Origin of the sequence: Aeribacillus sp. FSL M8-0235, from assembly GCF_038000355.1 — a bacterium.
In the GTDB taxonomy this organism is placed as follows: domain Bacteria; phylum Bacillota; class Bacilli; order Bacillales; family Aeribacillaceae; genus Aeribacillus; species Aeribacillus composti.
Map to the genome: position 1 here is coordinate 3,695,943 of NZ_JBBOBW010000001.1, position 18,372 is coordinate 3,714,314.

The 18,372-nt window shown below is 42.3% G+C and carries 14 protein-coding genes and 2 pseudogenes; 8 read left to right on the top strand and 8 right to left on the bottom strand.

Annotated features, from left to right (window positions below):
• Positions 1-206: 206 nt before the first annotated feature.
• The 6 genes and pseudogenes from acnA (at position 207) to NSQ71_RS17950 (ending at position 5,382) form a co-directional block, all read left to right on the top strand.
• A complete protein-coding gene (gene acnA / locus NSQ71_RS17930) occupies positions 207-2,936 on the top strand; it encodes an aconitate hydratase AcnA (RefSeq protein WP_340734353.1) in 2,730 nt (909 codons plus the stop codon).
• A 72-nt stretch (positions 2,937-3,008) separates the two neighbouring features.
• A complete protein-coding gene (locus NSQ71_RS17935) occupies positions 3,009-4,121 on the top strand; it encodes a lactonase family protein (RefSeq protein ID WP_340734354.1) in 1,113 nt (370 codons plus the stop codon).
• A gap of 288 nt (positions 4,122-4,409) precedes the next feature.
• Positions 4,410-4,529 (top strand): annotated as a pseudogene (locus NSQ71_RS18655) (DUF6431 domain-containing protein); the annotation flags it as partial.
• A 98-nt stretch (positions 4,530-4,627) separates the two neighbouring features.
• Positions 4,628-4,792, top strand: coding sequence for a hypothetical protein (locus NSQ71_RS17940; RefSeq protein WP_340734355.1), 165 nt, complete (start codon positions 4,628-4,630; stop codon positions 4,790-4,792).
• Positions 4,792-5,082, top strand: a complete 291-nt coding sequence (locus NSQ71_RS17945; protein ID WP_340734356.1) for a GNAT family N-acetyltransferase — start codon at positions 4,792-4,794, stop codon at positions 5,080-5,082. Before NSQ71_RS17940 ends, NSQ71_RS17945 begins: the two co-directional genes overlap by 1 nt.
• A gap of 57 nt (positions 5,083-5,139) precedes the next feature.
• Positions 5,140-5,382: a hypothetical protein gene (locus NSQ71_RS17950; protein WP_340734357.1), complete on the top strand. Its 243-nt coding sequence runs from the start codon at positions 5,140-5,142 to the stop codon at positions 5,380-5,382.
• Between the two features lie 260 nt (positions 5,383-5,642).
• Here NSQ71_RS17950 and NSQ71_RS17955 read toward each other — a convergent pair whose 3' ends face one another.
• From NSQ71_RS17955 to NSQ71_RS17965, 3 genes and pseudogenes are all read right to left on the bottom strand, one after another.
• A complete protein-coding gene (locus NSQ71_RS17955) occupies positions 5,643-7,124 on the bottom strand; it encodes a transposase (RefSeq protein WP_340734358.1) in 1,482 nt (493 codons plus the stop codon).
• Between the two features lie 575 nt (positions 7,125-7,699).
• A pseudogene (locus NSQ71_RS17960) lies at positions 7,700-8,977 on the bottom strand (IS110 family transposase).
• 102 nt (positions 8,978-9,079) lie between these two features.
• Positions 9,080-9,547 carry a PTS sugar transporter subunit IIA gene (locus tag NSQ71_RS17965; protein WP_445684716.1) on the bottom strand — a complete coding sequence of 156 codons (468 nt, stop codon included), beginning with the start codon at positions 9,545-9,547 and terminating at the stop codon, positions 9,080-9,082.
• Between the two features lie 172 nt (positions 9,548-9,719).
• Here NSQ71_RS17965 and NSQ71_RS17970 point away from each other — a divergent pair, with 172 nt between their 5' ends.
• Together NSQ71_RS17970 and NSQ71_RS18660 are read left to right on the top strand one after the other, a co-directional pair.
• Complete coding sequence (locus tag NSQ71_RS17970; protein WP_445659464.1) at positions 9,720-11,117, top strand: IS4 family transposase; 1,398 nt, start codon at positions 9,720-9,722, stop codon at positions 11,115-11,117.
• A 210-nt stretch (positions 11,118-11,327) separates the two neighbouring features.
• Complete coding sequence (locus NSQ71_RS18660) at positions 11,328-11,408, top strand: IS3 family transposase (RefSeq protein WP_445659463.1); 81 nt, start codon at positions 11,328-11,330, stop codon at positions 11,406-11,408.
• Between the two features lie 120 nt (positions 11,409-11,528).
• On the opposite strand, the gene gucD is transcribed toward NSQ71_RS18660, so the two are convergent.
• From gucD to NSQ71_RS17995, 5 genes are all read right to left on the bottom strand, one after another.
• Complete coding sequence (gucD, locus tag NSQ71_RS17975) at positions 11,529-13,004, bottom strand: alpha-ketoglutaric semialdehyde dehydrogenase GucD (protein ID WP_340734361.1); 1,476 nt, start codon at positions 13,002-13,004, stop codon at positions 11,529-11,531.
• Between the two features lie 263 nt (positions 13,005-13,267).
• Positions 13,268-13,963 carry a FadR/GntR family transcriptional regulator gene (locus NSQ71_RS17980; protein WP_340734362.1) on the bottom strand — a complete coding sequence of 232 codons (696 nt, stop codon included), beginning with the start codon at positions 13,961-13,963 and terminating at the stop codon, positions 13,268-13,270.
• Between the two features lie 428 nt (positions 13,964-14,391).
• Positions 14,392-15,315 (bottom strand): 5-dehydro-4-deoxyglucarate dehydratase, encoded by a 924-nt coding sequence (kdgD, locus tag NSQ71_RS17985; RefSeq protein ID WP_340734363.1) that lies wholly within the window; start codon positions 15,313-15,315, stop codon positions 14,392-14,394.
• 82 nt (positions 15,316-15,397) lie between these two features.
• On the bottom strand, positions 15,398-16,927 hold the full coding sequence (garD, locus tag NSQ71_RS17990; protein WP_340734364.1) for a galactarate dehydratase: 1,530 nt from the start codon (positions 16,925-16,927) through the stop codon (positions 15,398-15,400).
• Between the two features lie 23 nt (positions 16,928-16,950).
• Complete coding sequence (locus NSQ71_RS17995) at positions 16,951-17,979, bottom strand: mannonate dehydratase (protein WP_340734365.1); 1,029 nt, start codon at positions 17,977-17,979, stop codon at positions 16,951-16,953.
• Positions 17,980-18,372 lie beyond the last annotated feature (393 nt).

Consider the following 18,372-nt stretch of genomic DNA (forward strand, 5'->3'; position numbering starts at 1 on the left):
TGATTACTCACCTCTATATCCATTCCTTGTTGTTATTTTAATCTACCTGCTATCTTTCTTTTTGGCAAGACCGTGGCGCCCAAAATGCACCAAGAGCGTTGCACATATAAAATTTTCATACCTGCTCATAACAAATTGATATTTCTTTCGCTTTTCAGTTTTGTAATAAAATGAAATCAACCAAAGAGAAAGGGGGGCTATCGGTAATGGAAGACAAAGTGCTCAAAAGCATACGGAGAACGAAATCTCATTTTTCTTTACGTGGAAAAACCTACTCTTTCTATCGCATCAACACGCTCGAAGAGGATGGAGCCGGAAACGTTTCCCGACTGCCTTATTCCATCAAAGTGTTGTTGGAAGCGGCTGTACGTGAATTTGATGGTTCCGCGATCACTGCAGAGCATATCGCCATGTTAGCGAATTGGGGAAAAAAGCGCGAGACAACCCGGGAAGTGCCTTTTAAGCCGTCTAGGATTCTTATGCATGATACGACCGGACTACCAGCATTAGTGGATTTAGCAGCCATGCGCGACACAATGGCACAGATGGGAGGAGATGTTCGTAAAATCAACCCTCTTATTCCTGTGGACCTTGTCGTAGATCATTCGGTGACAGTTGATTATTTTGGAAAGCCGGACGCCGTCAACTTAAATGAACAACTCAACTTCAACCGAAATATGGAACGCTTTCGCTTTTTGCGTTGGGCGCAAAAAGCCTTCGCTAATTTTCGCGTTGTTCCACCCTCGAGCGGCATTATGCATCAAGTGAATATGGAGTTTCTATCATCGGTTATTTCCTTAAAAAAGAATGGCAATGAAACGGTAATTTTTCCAGACTCGCTGATTGGAACCGATTCCCATACAACGATGGTTAACGCATTGGGAATTGTAGCGTGGGGAGTAGGCGGAATCGAAGCAGAGGCGGCTATATTAGGGCAGCCTGTGTACTTCGTCATGCCAGAAGTCGTTGGCCTGAAACTCACGGGTTCACTTTCTGAGGGAGTGACAGCGACCGATTTGGCTTTGACCATTACCAATCTTCTTCGGCAAAAAGGGGTTGTTGGTAAGTTTGTGGAATTTTTCGGTTCAGGAGTTCAAACGCTGAGTGTGGCTGATCGCGCGACCATTGCGAATATGGCGCCTGAGTATGGAGCCACGATGGGCTATTTCCCTTTCGACAGGGAAACGATAAACTACTTGCGGCTGATGGGTCACGATGAGGAACAAATAGACCTCGTGGAAACGTATTACCGAATCCAAGGCATGTATAAGCAAGAAGAAAGCCCGGAACCATGCTATTCCGAAATCATTGAACTGGATTTATCGACCGTTGTTCCCTGTCTGGCAGGGCCTAAGCGCCCGCAGGATCGCATTGAATTAGGACAGATGAAGAAACGTTACAAAGAGATGATTCAAGTCCCATTGCCGCAAGGCGGTTATGGACCCGCGGAGAAGGATTGGCAAAAATCAGTGGTCATTACGCATGAAGATGGGACACAGTCAGTTTTGCAAAACGGTTCGATTGTTTTAGCAGCAATCACAAGTTGTACGAATACATCCAATCCCACGTTATTGGTGGCGGCTGGACTTGTGGCCAGAAATGCCGTTAAGAAAGGACTTCGGACGCCGCCGTATGTGAAAACGTCTCTAAGCCCGGGCTCGCGGGTGGTCACAGATTACTTGCAGAGGGCAGGGTTGCTGTCCTACTTAGAAGAGTTAGGATTCTATATCGTAGCTTACGGGTGTGCGACATGTATTGGCAACTCGGGGCCGCTTCTCCCAGAGGTCAGTAAGGCCATCGACGATCACGAACTGACTGTAGCTAGTGTGTTGTCAGGAAACCGCAATTTTGAAGGGCGTATACATCCACAAGTGAAATTAAACTATTTGGCATCGCCTCCGCTTGTTGTTGCTTATGCCTTGGCGGGTACGGTCAATATCGATTTGACGACAGAACCGATCGGATATAATAAAAATCACCAACCGGTATATTTAAAAGAGCTTTGGCCGTCTTCAGCTGAAATCCAGCAAGTGTTGCAGCAATCACTTCAACCTGAATTGTTCCGTAAACGGTATGAGGTCGTATACGAAGCAAATGAGCAATGGAATCGTATTGATATTTCTGAAGGATTGCTGTATCAATGGGACGAACGTTCTTGTTACATCCGCAAACCTCCGTTCTTGGAACGCTTCCGTTGGGATGTAAAAGAAATGGGAGACATAAAAGAAGCTCGTGTCCTTGTGCTGTTAGGGGATGTCGTCACGACGGATCATCTCTCCCCCTCGGGGGTCATTCCCCCCAACAGTCCTGCTGGGCTGTATTTGCAAAGTTGCGGAGTAGAACCGAAAGATTTTAACTCCTATCCGTCGCGCAGAGGCAATCATCATGTCATGGTAAGGGGGGCGCTGGCCAATGTGCTGAATCTTATGGTTCCAGAAGCGGGGCGAGGGATGACAAAAAATTGGTTAACGGGAGAAATCATGTCTATTTATGATGCAGCGATGAAATATAAGGAAAAGGACATCCCGTTGCTGATTATAGCGGGCAAAGAATATGGCACAGGAAGCTCGAGGGATTGGGCGGCAAAAGGGACGTATCTTTTAGGAGTCAAAGCCGTCATTGCCGAGAGTTTTGAAAGAATCCACCGCAGCAATCTAGTTGGCATGGGAGTGTTGCCTTTGCAGTTTGTCGATGGCATAAACGCTTCCTCTCTCGGGATCACAGGAGCAGAAACGTTCAGAACGATCGGGTTGGACAAAGGAGTCAAACCAGGGCAAAAGATCAAGGTAGAGGGGATTCGGGAAGACGGAACCTGCTTTGAGTTTGACGTGATTGTCCGTCTTGATAACCCCATAGAAGTGGAATACTATCGCAATGGCGGGATTATGCAAACCGTCATGCGCCGACTTGCACAAGTCCATTCGGAAATTCGCTGAAAACCGCTCAGTAAAAAAGAGGCTAGTTTGATACATTTTTAGTGCGCCGGGGGTAAGGGGGCAGAAAAAACTATGGCAATCAAAAAAAATGAAAATAAAACAAATGCAAAACTAATTGCTTATGTTGGCTGTCGTACATCATGGCAACGCAATGCCCGTGGAAAAGGAATCAACGTTTACCGGGTTGATCCTGTGACGGGCGAGTGGATACATGTGCAGCTTGTTCCAGGGCTTGTCAATCCATCGTTTTTAGCTCTTGATGCTACCCAACGTTTCCTATATACGGTCCATGGCGATTGCAGCGAAGTGAGCGCGTTCCGAATTGACCAAGAGACAGGTGAACTGACATTCATTAATTATCAATCAACTGGCGGAAAAAACCCTGTTCATCTCGTTATTGATCCAACGAACCGATTTCTTATTGTCGCTAACTATATCTCTGGAACGTTGTCCGTCTTGCCTATTCATAGCGACGGTTCTTTAGGGGAGATTCGTCATTTGGTTCCCCTTCCCTATGCCCCTCAATTTAATGCAACGCATCTATATGAAAAACAGGGGATTTCTCATCCCCACCATACGGTATTTGATCCGACGGGGCGTTTCCTCGTTGTTCCCGATTTAGGGCTTAATCGGATCATTTTGTTTACACTGAATACCGAAACAGGCGAACTGACTTCAAGACATTTGCCTTTTGGAACAACGCAGGAAGGGGCCGGACCGCGGCACATCTCTTTCCATCCAGTCTTGCCGTATGCGTATGTTGTGAATGAGCTTGATTCTACTGTCACGGTATATGCGTTTGAAAAAGAAAATGGACGGCTAACGATGAAACAAACGATACCGACCGTTCCTAGCCATGTTAATGGAAATACGGCGGCAGAAATCGCTGTCTCACCGTGCGGGTGTTTCGTATACGCGTCAAACAGGGGGCATAATAGCATCGCCATTTTTGCGGTGGATCAACAAACAGGTGAACTTTCCCCTATTGGCTGGGAGTCTACCAAAGGTGCGACTCCCCGATTTTTCACGTTTGATCCATTCGGAACGTTCCTGTACGTTGCGAATGAGGACAGCGATACGATCGTGGCCTTTAAAGTGGATGGCAAAACCGGCGAACTACAGCCTACCGGCTGGATTTTGGAAACAGAAAGCCCGGTATGTATTGTTTTCTCTTCCTTAAGGTGAGGAGCAAATGTTCTTACGCGTATAAAGCAGGAAAGAAGCGCGAACCACAAAACGGTTCGCGCTTTTGTCATGGACATGGATCAAGCGGGGGAGATGCCTTACTCGTCGCTTCGCTGCTACGATCCAGAGCGGACTGTAAATTATCACTTTATTTCGGAACAAAAGAGCCATTTTTTTGCACATTCTTTCAGAAAGCCCTCTCCCCTTTTCTGAAGGAATGTGCTAAATTTTTTGTGAATTGTTTCGGACGAAGATTTCCATTCGTTTCAAGGAGAAGGGGGAGGAAGTGTGATCCAGTTTCACGACTTTGGCATTGACATTCAAACGTATACGGATCGTGGGAAGGGGAACGATTTTCCTGACGTGAGCCAATGCCCCCACTGTCCATCCCGTCGCGACCTCTCCAAAGCATTGCGGGTGTTGCCAAGTGAGTATATGGAGGGCTTCTCTTCGTATGTAAAATCAGAAAGATGAATCATTAAGGCTCTGGTGAGGTGATAGGCGTGATGATTAGTGAGATGAAAGAAGAAGATCTTGAAAGGGTAGTAGAGATAGTGGCTGCAAATAATCCAACACTTGCTGATTTGGCGCGGCGCGATATCTCAGAGGGGCATCGTAAAGAAACGGCTCGTTTTTTGTTGCAGAAGAGAACAGACATGTGGTGGGAGTAATGGGCTATGGGAAGGATCGGTGGGGTGTGCAAGACATTTATTGGGCAATATGGCTATTTGTAGATCCCATATGGCAACGACGAGGAATTGCCACTAAGTTATATGGTCATATTGAGGAAGAACTTCGGCGTTTGGGCTGTCGAAAGGTTTATCTCGATGTAGGGAACGAGTCAGAACACGAGGCGGCGATTGCCTTCCACAAAGCTAATGGTTTTGTTCTTGAAGGCTACCTACGGGACTATTGGAGCGATGGTGAGGATTTTCTGATTTTCGCAAAGCGTCTGTCTTAGCGAAAACATAGAAGGAGACATCGAGGGAGTTTATCAGGAATAGGAGTGCCTAATGGTATGGCTTACCTGAACCGCTATTACTGGTTTCTATGGGTTGCTCAGGCTGTCAGTTCTGTTGGTGACAGCATCGCAAGTTTATTCATGGGATGGATCGTATACAATATGATCGGTGTTTTCTGCAAAGAAAAAATACAGAGTTTCGCAACGAAAAGTGCAGAGAATTACAACTTGACATGGAGCCTCTGGGGGCGTGATGAAAAAGCCAGGAAGCCAGCAATATCAAGGGCTGGCTATGCCTAAAAAGGCTATCACGCCCCCCTCTCCATGTAAAGTTGGCCTAAGCCAAATTCTCTGCAGATCTCTGCATTTTTATTTTGCAATAAACAATGATCGGTTCACAAGTGGCTATGGGAAACCTCTATATTGCATTTGTGATCCCAGAGATAGTAGTTCGAATACTCGGTTCTCCTCTTGTTGATCGGGTTGACCGGAGATATTTGATGTTTTGTATGGACTTCGTGCGGTTTGTAGCCTTTGCTACCCTAACATCTATAGTTTTGTTAGAAGGCCGGTGAATTAATGGGGCATAGACTTCCCACATGTCGAATTTTGGAGGCCATTCTCCTCGCCATTTGGCGCCAAAGGATGGGAAGACGAGCAGGACTTCCTGCTCCCAATTCCGGTTTTGCGCACGCCAAAGAGCCGGTCCCCCCTCGTTTTTTTCGAAACCGGCACAATCGCTTCAGATTTTGCACGACGGCGGTCAACAGCGCCTGTTCTTCCATGGCGTAAAGGCCCCGGCTTCGGGCCCGGTCCAGCCCGTGACATTCCTTCCCTTCGGCGAACACATGCTCACAACGCGTGCGAAGGGCTTGAATGGATCGATAGCCGCCCTGTTGCTGAATGAGCCTCGCTTGATTGCGAATCTGAACGTCTCGGACTTTCGCCTGGCGCTTTGCTTCCTGAGCGGGATCCTTCGCCCGGCGCTTCCAGGTTGGAATCTCCTCCATCTCCTTGCGGCGCAACGGCACGAGCGGTGTGATGCCTTGAACGAAGAGCGCTTCCAGATACTCGGTGGTGCCATACGCTTTGTCCGCAGACAAGGTCCGAATCGTAATCGACGGGTGGCGAAACTGAATCGAAGCCAGCTGCTCCAAACTCGTCTCCCGTTCCGCCGTTCCAGTGGCGAGGCTGGCCCGTCTGGATAAAATCACGCGCGACTGGACATCGATGACGTCGTGCACCAGATACCGAGGATACGCTTCCTGTCCTTTGCTTTTCTTGTACAACCGGGCATCCGGATCCGTCACGTTTCGATGGGTTTGGTTGGAAAACCTGGTTACACGGAAGTTTCCTCGTTCTTCGGCATGGACGCGTTCCCCTGATTTTGGAGACGGAGAGGGTGGGTCGTCATCGGGATCCCGGTCCGCATCTGGGGACTCGGTCTGTTCATCTTCCCGGGCGGTGCGGGCCAGATAGTCTTCCAACGTCTCCACCGGAGCGAGCTTGATCTCCCGCAAGCTGTGGATCGAGGCATTCGCCCGCACTTGGGTGCCGTCAGCCGCCGCATGCACATCCGGCGAGACCAGCCCCGCCGCGATGCATTGATCCACCACGTAGGTCATCAGCCGGTCAAAGATTCCATGTTGGCGCCAGCGTTTCCGCGTTTTGACGAGCGTTGTTCGATCCGGAAGCGCAGGATGATGAGGATCCGGATGAAGCACGGATTCAAAGTCGAGACCGCAAAACCACAAGTATCCGGCATGCATGGGGAGGATCTCATACAACTCCCGCTCGGAGTGATCAAACAAATACGAGAGCAGCATCAGGCGAAGCAGCCGTTCCGGATCCGCCGCCGGGCGAACCGTTTTTTCCGTGTACAGGGGAGCCACCCAATCGTGAATGACGGAAAAGTCAACCGCTTCGTTGATTTGGCGCAGGATATGGTGTGCGGGAACCAGGTCCTCCATGTCGATGACTTGAAACAGCCGAGGCTGAGTCGAAGGGTTTTTGGGGGCTTTCATCATCCATTCACGCTCCATTCCAACGATTTTTCTTCCTTTTTCGACACAAGCCACCTAAATCCCTGACTCAGGGTGTACTTTTTCACCGGCCTTATAGAAAAACCCCCCTAAGGTAAAACAGATTTTTTATATTTTAATCTGTCTACCTTATGGGGAGCATATCATTATGAGACAGCCCTCCATTCCAAATTTTGTGCATGATCTTAATATACCGTCTCCTCTATAAATGTTGATATATCAACGGTTGTAGCCGTTTCAGGGGTGGCAAAAAAATGTTTTTCGACAAAGTTTCTAACATTATTTCTTAAATATGTGTATATCTTACATTGACTGGGTACGCTTTGCGGCCACTACTGGTTAAATTTGGTTGTAGTGGGGGAAGCGTATGGGATGCACCGTGGATCTCTGCATCGCTGATGATGACGAACCCTCCCATGTCTCTGGGCATCCTTGTGCCTACATTCCTTCGTTCGGTCTAGTCATCAGGCAGAGGCCGGCTAAGCTCCTTTAGGGACTCAAGGTCGAATGGATGATATCGCGCCAGCTTCTCCGTGTCATCCTTGTTGTCTAGGGAATCGTAAGGCATGCAGGCATCAAGCCGCCGTTTCGAGACAAAAGATGTCCTGCATCATTTGCTTCGCATCGAACGCTTGGTGCTTCGTACACACAGCGTGCAGTACCTTCAGTAATTTCCCACATAGCACCACAATGGATTGCTTCTTGCGCAACGGATGATCGGGCCGTGTCGTGTAATATTCATGTAACTGTCGAAACGCTTCGTTGTGGCGAATTATCGGCATCATCACGCGGAAGAGGAGGGCGCGCAACCGCCTTCTTCCACGCTTCGAGATCCGTTTTTGCCCTTTGTGTTGGCCGGAGGAGTTTTCCCGTAAGGTCAGTCCCGCAAGTTTCAATAATTGGCGCGGATCCTGATAGTGGGAAAAACTCCCGATCTCTGATAACAATTCTACGATGGTCGCATCGCCTAAGCCCGGAACGGTCTTCAACTATTCGTACTCGACCGATGTCTGTACGAGTTCAATCAGCTGTTCTGTCAATGCCTCGATCTCTTTTTCCAGCTGGCGATATCGGCGGACAAGTGTGGCGATTTCGATACGGGCCATCTGTTGTCCTTCCGTTACGCCAATGGAGTGTTGGGCCAGTTCCATCAACTTCTTCACTTTCGGCTTTTGTGGCGATTGTAATCCCTCGCTTTGCCGATAAAGGGTGAAAACCTCTTCGATCTCTTTCCCTGCTAAATCCGACGGAAACGGCGTCTGTTCCAGCGTAGCGAGCGCCATTTTCCCAAACGACGGAAAGACTTGCGTAAATTCCGGAAAATACCGATCGAGCCAGCGAATCATCTGATTTCGAACCGCCCCCTGCTCTTCCACGAGTTTGGATCGAAACGTCGCCCCTGTGCGCAGTTCGGCCTCCATCCCTTTCAGAATACGCGGATAGCTGAATCGGCCGTCTTTCACTAACCGGGCAATGACGAGTGCGTCTTTCGCATCATGTTTGGTTGGAAGATTGTCGTCTAGCTCTTTGGAGCGCTTCACGTGCATCGGGTTTGTCATCACGAGAGGAATGCCCTTCTCGTCAAGAAAGTAAGCGAGATTGAGCCAATAATGTCCCGTTGGCTCGATGCCAACGATCACTTCCGTTTTTTCAAATTCCTCCATCGCTTTCACGATACACTGGTACAACCATTCCAACCCTTCTCTGGATTGCGGAACGGGAAACGATTTTTTTAGCACTCTCCCTCGCTCATCCACAAAGCAGGCATAATGCTTCTTTTTTGCGATATCTATGCCAACAACGAGCGTTTGATCGGTGACTTGATTAATCTTCTTGTTTGAGATAGAATTCATGTATAGTCCTCCTTGGTATCCAAATTAGGGGTCAATTCATCCGATTGACACCCCCGAATCATACCAAGAGGGCTTTTTTTATTCAAGTCCCCGAAAAAACTTCTAACAGGAATGCTCCTTTAAAACTTGTATAAATTGTTCATATGATTTCGTTTTTAACAAATTCTGAACCATTGAGCTATTGTCAATTAATCTTACCAACAAACCGTACATGTCCTGCAAATTTTCCTTACTGTTCTTTTTCACACATAACATACAGACCAATTGAACAGGCTTATCCTTCCATTGAATTGGCTTATCTAGTGTGCATACAGCAATAAATGTTTGATTCGTTTTTGGAACGATAGGATGCGGAACAGCCACTAAATTCCCAAAAGATGTAGGTGCCACTTTTTCTCTTTCGAATATTGCTTCTAAAAAAGTATTATCTACTAAGCCTTTTTCAAGCAATGCAGTGTGGAAAAACGTTAAAACTTCTTCATACGAATGAAAATTCTTTCTTAAAAACATTAGATCTTTTCGAAAATAAGTATTAATTGGGGGCTGATTATCAATAATTAATTTTTCTATTTGTTTTAAATCACTTTCTCAACTTTCGCAGTCGAAAAACACTAGTAAACACTTGATATGACTGAAAGAATTCACAACATTATATCTAAAAATGAACAAAAAAACATCCCTTTTTGGTAAAATATAGTCACCACAACCATAACCAAAGAAAGGGATGTTTTCTGTGGCTTCTATTTTACCAAATTCTCAACAAAAAAACGAGACTGATTCATATATTTCACGGTTTTTCAAAGAAAATAAACTAGGTACATTGTTAAATAAGGCAAATATTAAAAAGGAAGATGGAATTTCCCCATTGTTACTTTTTCAGTTTATTTTCTCTCTCGTTTTACATGGCAAGAACCTATATCGGACGCTTGATTCCAACCGCATACAGGATGCACCCAAAAAAGATACTGTCTATCGCTTACTCAATAATCCAACATACAATTGGAGAAAATTCCTTACTCTGTTGAGCAAAAATGTGATTGTAACCAAATTGTTGCATTTAGTCTCAAATGATCGGGAGCGTGTCCTTATTTTTGATGACTCTTTATACAGCCGCGCACGTAGTAAGGCTGTCGAGCTTTTGTCACTTGTGCATGATCATACGACTGGCCAGTTTATCAGGGGGTTTCGTATGCTAACTCTTGGGTGGTCAGATGGGAATACTTTCATTCCACTAGCGTTTTCATTGCTTAGTTCCGCGAAAAAGAAAAATCGTTTTCAAGAAATCAATTCAGACATTGACAAGCGTACAGTCGGTTATAAGCGACGCAAGGAGGCACTGAAAAAGTCCACGGAAGCAATGTTCGATCTTTTAGATGAAGTAAATCCATTACAACTTTGTACTAAGACATTGCTTTTTGATAGTTGGTTTGCGTTTCCCAAGGTGATAAAACGTGTTGTTTCTGAATATCCCCTTCATGTTATTTGTATGCTCAAAAGTATGCACCGCGTATATTACACGTATCAAGGTGAGGAGTATACTCTGAATCAACTATATAAGAAAGTTCGAAAAAAACGTGGACGTGCTAAGATTCTTGCTTCCATTGTTGTAAGTCTAGGACCGGATGACAAAGGTAAGGATATACAAGCTCGGATAGTTTTTGTGCGTGACCGAAACCGATCAAAAAACTGGTTAGCCCTTCTATCAACTAATATTGAGCTTCCAGACGAAGAAGTTGTTCGACTTTATGGGAAACGTTGGGATATCGAGTGCTTTTTCAAAGTGACCAAATCCCACCTACGTTTAGCAAAAGAATTCCAATCCCGCAGTTATGATGCGATGGTAGCCCATACCACGATTGTTTTCGCACGTTATATCATGCTTGCTTTAAGTTCGCGGGAAGAAGAGGTTCCAAAAACGATAGGACAGCTCTTCTATTTGTGCTGCGATGAAATGGAGGACATCCGTTTTGCGCAAGCTCTTATACTGGTTTTGGATTTGTTGAAATCTACTCTTTCCAATGAACCAACTCTTTCAGAAGAAAAGGTCCAATCTATAGTTGATGAGCTATTTAATAATTTACCACATTTTCTAAAGAAGGCTTTTCTTAGTAACGAAGAAAAAAAGGCAAATGCGGCATAATCAACTTAGTCTGCATTCAAATATATCAAGGGTTTAGAGCAATTTTAAGGGTGCGAAAGTTGAGTTAACTAAATAATACTTCAAGTCCCGGCCTTCAAAAAGGTGGGGGGCTATTTGACGTTTACGTATAAAGAATCATTATTACACAATAAGTAAATATAGGGATTGGCAAGTGGTACATTTTTAATTGCCATTTGATACATTTCCTACTTGCCAAAAACACGAATCAAGACAAAATTAAAAGGCATGAGTCCGGTTCAATACCGAACTCATACCCAAATCATTGTCTAAATTTCCGTGTCTAACTTTTTTGGTTCAGTTCAGTTATAGTTACAGATAGATAGGCTCTCTTTTTCTGATATTCCATTACATTAATTTTCAATAATTTAGGAATGCGACAAACAGACACTTTTAACTTTTAATAAGAACAGTTTTAATTGATGTAAAGAATTCAATGGCAGCTCGTCCTTGTTCTCTTGAGTGTGAACTAGATTGCTTCATTCCTCCGAAAGGAGCCTGTAGCTCTACGCCTGCACTCTCTTCATTAATGCGAACTAATCCCGCTTCAATTTCATTTATGAATGATAGGGCGTTTCCTATATTTTGGGTAAAGATAGAGGCGCTAAGGCCAAATGGAGTATCATTTGCTAAATTTAATGCTTCTTCCAACGTATCCACCTTAATTAAAGCTAATACAGGCCCAAATATTTCTTCTCGAGCAATTGTCATATTAGGAGAGACATTTTCAAAGATAGTTGGTTGCACATAAAATCCATTTTTAAATTCCCCATCTTCTAAACGATTACCACCGTACAGTAAAGTGGCACCTTCCTCGATTCCTTTGTGTATGTAATACAGAACTGTTTCAAACTGTTTTTCGCTAGCACAAGGACCCATCCATGTATCATTATTTAATCCATTGCCTATTGTTATTTGTTTTATTCTCGATAATAGTTTTTCTTTGAATTCATCATATACATTACTATGAACGAACACTCGGCTTGTTGCTGTACATTTTTGTCCAGTGGAGCGCAGTCCTCCACTAACAGTTGCTTCCACAGCCTGGTCAAGATCAGCATCATCCAATACAATTACAGGGTTTTTGCCTCCCATTTCAAGCTGATATTTAGCTCCCCGTGCCACTGCTTTTTGAGCAATTGTTCTTCCAACTTCATTTGAACCAGTAAAGGTAATTGCATTAATATCTGGATGTTCGGCTATAGCATTTCCTACTACCGATCCTCTGCCGGTTACCATATTAACAACACCAGCTGGCAAACCAGCTTGATCTAAACATTCAACAATTTTAGCAGCAGTCACTGCTGTTTCTTGAGCCGGTTTGAATACAACCGTATTTCCATATATAATGGCAGGGGCAATTTTCCAAATAGGAATGGCTACAGGAAAATTCCATGGAGTGATAACCCCGACAACACCAAGTGGTACACGGGTTGTAAACATAAGCGCTTCGCTGTCTGAAGAAGGAATAACATCACCAATCTTTCTCATTCCTTCTCCCGCATAGTAACGAAGGATTGCAATTCCTCTCTGTACCTCTCCTTTTGACTCAGGGAATGTCTTTCCCATTTCCCGTGTCATTGTTTCTGCGATTTCATCCATTCTTTTTTCCAGTTCACTAGCAGCCTTATAAAGACATTCCCCTCTTTTAACACTAGATAGTCTTCTCCAATTAACTTGCGCTTTCTTAGCCGCTTCTACGGCTTTATTTACATCTTCTTCATTGGATTGTTGAACATATCCTACTATTTCATTTTTATTGGCTGGGTTGATGCTTTTATCAACTTTTTTTGTGGATGAGTGAACCCATTTGCCATCTATATAATTGAGATATGTTTGTTTTTTAGTTTTAACTTCCGATACCGCCATGTTAAGATCCCCCTTGTCACTTGAAAATGCGAATATAGAGCCATGCCTTAATCTCGAAAAATGGCTTGACTCGTTTATTGCAATAAGAAATTTTGTAGAAAATACAACCATTTACAGTAAATAATTTCGAAAAGGGGTTTATTTCCTTTCATATGCTTAAGCATTTTAAAATCAGATTCAAACATTTTAATACGTTCGCCTAAACAATAAAGTAATGACTCACATGAAAAGTTCCCCTAATTGAATATTTAATATTACATATATTACTCATTTTCATAATCAGCTAAAATCTTATTGCGCACAAAACTTAAGTGCCTGTACATCTGTTTGAAAGCTTCTACTGGGTCTCTATTTTTAAGCGCTTCGTAAATTGCAAGATGATGTTCGATTGTAATATCTGGCTCTCTATATTTAATCAAACTGTCTGTTTTTTCATGTGTGATGAGTAAGGAAATAATCATTCCTTCAACAATAGGGTTATTAGCACTCAATGCAATGATTCGATGAAATTCTTTATCTAAAAATCCATAGTTACTATCAGCATGTTCTCTGATTTGATCAATGGTATCTTTTAATTTTTTTAACTGCTGATCCGTTATTTTTTCAGCAACAATCGTCACCAATCCGAGCTCTAATGTCATACGAGCTTCAATGATGGCTGGAACATTATTAATTGACACAGCAAGCATCGCCTTAAAAGGATCACTTCCCACTTTATCATTAATATATGTTCCCCCACGTGGCTTCCTTGTTATAATGTCTAGTGTCTCAAGGGATCTTAGAGCTTCTCTCAGAACAGGTCTACTTACTTCTAATTGTTCCATTAATTCTATCTCAGATGGTAATCTATCTCCTGGTTTCAACTTACCACTTACTAGAAGCTGTATCAATTGATCTAAAACTTGTTGCGACAAAGTACTCCTGCGTACCGAACTTACAGCGTATTTTAGTTCACTCATTTAATCTCCCTCCCTCTATAAAAATATCGATTTTCTCGTTTTTCTTTGAATCTCTTCAATTTTCGCAAGGATGCATCCAGAATGGATAGATCTTGAATATATTTAAACTTTTCGATACAACAGCTCTGGAGGAAAATACCCTACGATCCCATTTCTCGGAAATAGGGGAGGGCGTTCCTATGATCGCACCAGTTGGATCTTCACCTTTCTCATGGCGGTGTACCCTCCCATATCTCACGAATTCCTTCGTTCAACCTATCCATGAGATGGAGGTCGGACATACACTTTGTTTAGAAAAACAAAGGCACAGACATTTGATTAGATACCAAGCATTCTTTATTAAAAAAGTTTCTCCAAGTACAAAGACAATAAAGGTAAATAAGACAGGAAGTATAGAAACAAATCCTGCTTCAAGAATAGTTTCCTAATTAAACCTTTACATCATTTGGATATTTTTCTAATGCTTTTTTGATTATGTGTTCGAGCTCTTCATAATGTTCTTTCTCCACTGGTGTAACTGGCGGTCTTACATTAGTACCTACTGGTAAACCTACTATTTCCATGCCTGCTTTAATAAGTGCTACTGCATATCCTTTTTTCTTTTTTCTAATTCTATGAATAGGAAGAATTACATTTTCGTAGATTTCACGCCCTTCTGCCTTGTTTCCGTTTAACAGCGCATGATAGTATTTGATAGAAATATGCGGAATATAGTTAGAAATAGCAGATGAATAAGACTTAAAGCCAAGATTAAGATAAGCTGCCATTGTTACTTCTGCTAAGGGCATTCCATTAATCCATTCGAGGCGATCGCCTATGGCATGCGTAAGTTCCGCATTCAACTCAATATTACCTATTCCATCTTTGAAACCCACTAGTTGTGGTAATTCGCATAATTTTTGAAGCGTTTCGACCTCTAACATACAATTGCCTCTGTTATATACGATAGCGTTTAAGTCTGTACTATTAATAATGGTGTTTAAGTAAGCATATAAACCGTCTTGGGAAGGGTCTATGAGATAAGGAGGAAAGATTAAATATCCATTGGCTCCTAACTCTTGCGAAATTCTTGCCTGTTCCAAAGCCTGTTTAATATTTCCTCCAACCCCTGTATAAAGAGGAACTTTTCCCTTCGTTCTCTCTAAAGCAACTCTCACAATCTCCTTATATTCATCATTACTAACTGATTGTAGTTCTCCGGCTCCGCAAACGACAAATATTGATGATAACCCGGATTTAATTAAGAAATCGATATTTGCCCTTAGACCATCAAGATCTATGTTGCCTCTAGAATCCATTGGCGTCACTGGGAATCCCATAATCCCCCTAGGGGATTTTCTTAATTTATCCATAAGTAAGTTCCGCCTTTCTTTAATTATATACTTAAGTCAATAATATTGTAAGACAATTGTATATGTTTTTAATATTTTTTGTTTATGTTACTGGAGATGGATTAAATAAAACTAAATCATTATAAATTTTCCATTTATCGGCCCATGCCTTTTTTGTTCCGCTTGCTACTTCTATAATTTCTTTAAAAATCTCCCAACCAACTTCTTCAATTGTTGCTTCTCCAGTAGCGATTTTTCCGGCATCGATATCAATCAGATCAGGCCATTGTTCGCGTAGTTCGCTTCGAGTAGATACTTTGATTACCGGAACCATTGATAATCCATAAGGTGTGCCTCTTCCTGTTGTGAAAACTTGCAAATGTATTCCTGATGCTAATTGAAGAGTTCCGCAAACAAAATCACTGGCAGGTGTAGCTGCGAAAATAAGTCCTTTTTTTCTTACTCTTTCCCCCGGAGCTAATACATCTACAATTGGTGTGCTTCCGGATTTGATAATGGAACCAAGTGACTTTTCTACAACATTTGTTAATCCACCACGTTTATTTCCTGGAGACGGATTAGCGCTACGATCGGCTTCCCCTCTTCTTAAGTAATTATCATACCATTCCATTTCTCTGATTAGCGCTTTTCCTACTTCTTCATTAATTACACGTGGTGCCAACAGATGCACCGCATCTCTCACTTCAGTAACTTCCGAAAATAATACAGTTGCTCCTGATTTAATTAGGAGATCAACAGCATAACCTAGAGCCGGATTAGCAGTTACCCCGGAGAAGGCATCACTTCCACCACATTGTACACCTATAACCAATTCTGAAACAGGTATTTTCTCTCTCTTTCTTTCGTTTAGTTTTTTTAACTTTTTTTCGGCCATTTCCATAATGGAATTAATCATATTCATAAATCCATTTTCATTTTGTAAAATGAGGATGTTGTCATTAATGCCATTGTTTAAACGATCGGGAGATAATTTTTCACATCCTAATCCGATAATCATCAGTTCCCCACCGAAATTAGGATGTCTCGCTAAGTTTTGAAGAGTACGAATCGGGATTACTGCATCAGGTGCATTGATTGCCACACCACAGCCGTAAGCATGATTTATGGCAATAACATCATCAACATTAGGGAATAGAGGCAAAAGTTCCTCCTTTATTTTCTTTACAGCAACATTTAAAACACCAGCTACACATTGAACACTTGTAGTAATCCCCAGAATATTTTTGGTGCCTACTGTACCATCTTCGTTGCGAAATCCTAAAAAAATGAATTCCTCCTCTAACGGAAGAACTTCTTTAACCTTATTAGAAAAGGTTAAAGAAGTTAGTTTTGGAGGAGTCGGCATAAGCACTAATGATTCCTTTACCCAACTCCCTTTTTTTATTGTAGTTTTGGCATAACCGATAACTTCTCCATATCTTACAATTTCTTCACCTTCATAAATGTCGCGAAGGGCAACTTTATGCCCTTGCGGTATTCGCTCGATTAATTTTAAGCCACAAGGAAATTCAGTGCCTTCATCCAATCCGCCACTATTTACAATAATAGCCGTATTGTCATCCGGATGTACCTGTATGTACAATGGTGGGCGATTATTTCTATAAACTTTCAAAATTACTCCCCCTTCAGTATTGATTATTTATATATTGGTTTTCCTTCAAATTCATACATTGCTGCTATTAAGGCCTTTACATATCCTATGGAATAAGCAAATCCTATGCTGGAAGTCTTCCAACCGATATTGGAATACTTCCATCTGTCGTCGTAGTCCGGTTCATCTCCGGTCAAAATTGGAACATGGTCGGGATTGATACATCCTTGATAACCAACCTTCCTAAGTTCAAGAAATATTCTGAACATATTTAAATCACCATCATCTAATAATGCTTCTTCAAATGCCCCTTCGGTTGGTAAACTTCCTCTTACATTACGAAGATGAACCAAAAATATTCTTCCTTTTCGTCCAAAGTAGTTGATTTCATCAAGAACTAAAGATGACCCTCCTGCTTCAGCTCTTGTTCCAACACAATAAACAAACCCTACATTTTTATTTGGAAAATCGTCAATAATTCTGTGTAGTCCTAATCCACCAAAAGGTGAATCTGGATGTGGCGTATCCGAAGGATGTATTGCTATTCTGACATTATTTTCTTGAGCTATAGGGACCAGCTCTCTATAAGCGATTTGGAAAGATTTCCACCAGTCTTGAAGTTCTTCAAATGTAGGTTTTTGCCGTTTTTCTGTCATAAGGCCGATACTTTCTCCTCGCGCAATAGCTCCTCCACGTTGAACTGCTTTATATTTTCTAGAAAGACCTTCAAATACATCACCTTCAAAACGTTGCCGTACAAGTGTTATCCCTGCTTCCGCAAAAACTTTAACCGCATTACATGAATTTTCTAGTTCCTTTTCACTTCCAGGACGGTTTTTCATAAAATTCTCTGTAATGTTAGGAAGAGTTACCCGATTAATATCCATTCCCCATGAGCGGATTCTCTTTTTTAGTTTTAACAGCTTATCTAAGTCAGGATATCCTTGTTCTTTAACCCCTTCGAAGGAATTTCCATTACCAAAGTCAATGCAATCTACACCAAGCTGACACAATTGTTTCAAATCGAGATCAGTTAAATTGGTAGTATTGACTGTAACTGAAACTTGAAACATTTTATCACCTCATAAATTGATTTATTATTTATGGAGTTGGATATAAAAAATAAATCACATACGAATTAAGCTAAATATAGCTATTTTCTATTTTTTGCTCGATTGTAAATAAAAAATCGCAAAGTTAAACCTGATTATCCAATTAGTTTCCTTTATTGTTTATTTGTAAGTTATTTATATTGTAAGACAAAATGAATATTTAGTCAATTTATAAATTTATAAATAATCAATTAAAATTTTTATTTTGCGGGAAAATTAAATATTAAGATCTATCTTTATGAGATAGTAGGAAATCCATGAAATGATTAATAGTAGGTCACTAGTTCCACCTACATGAGCGGCTTCCATTCCTTATTTCAATATGCTCTATAAAGGTCTCCGGCAGCTATAAAT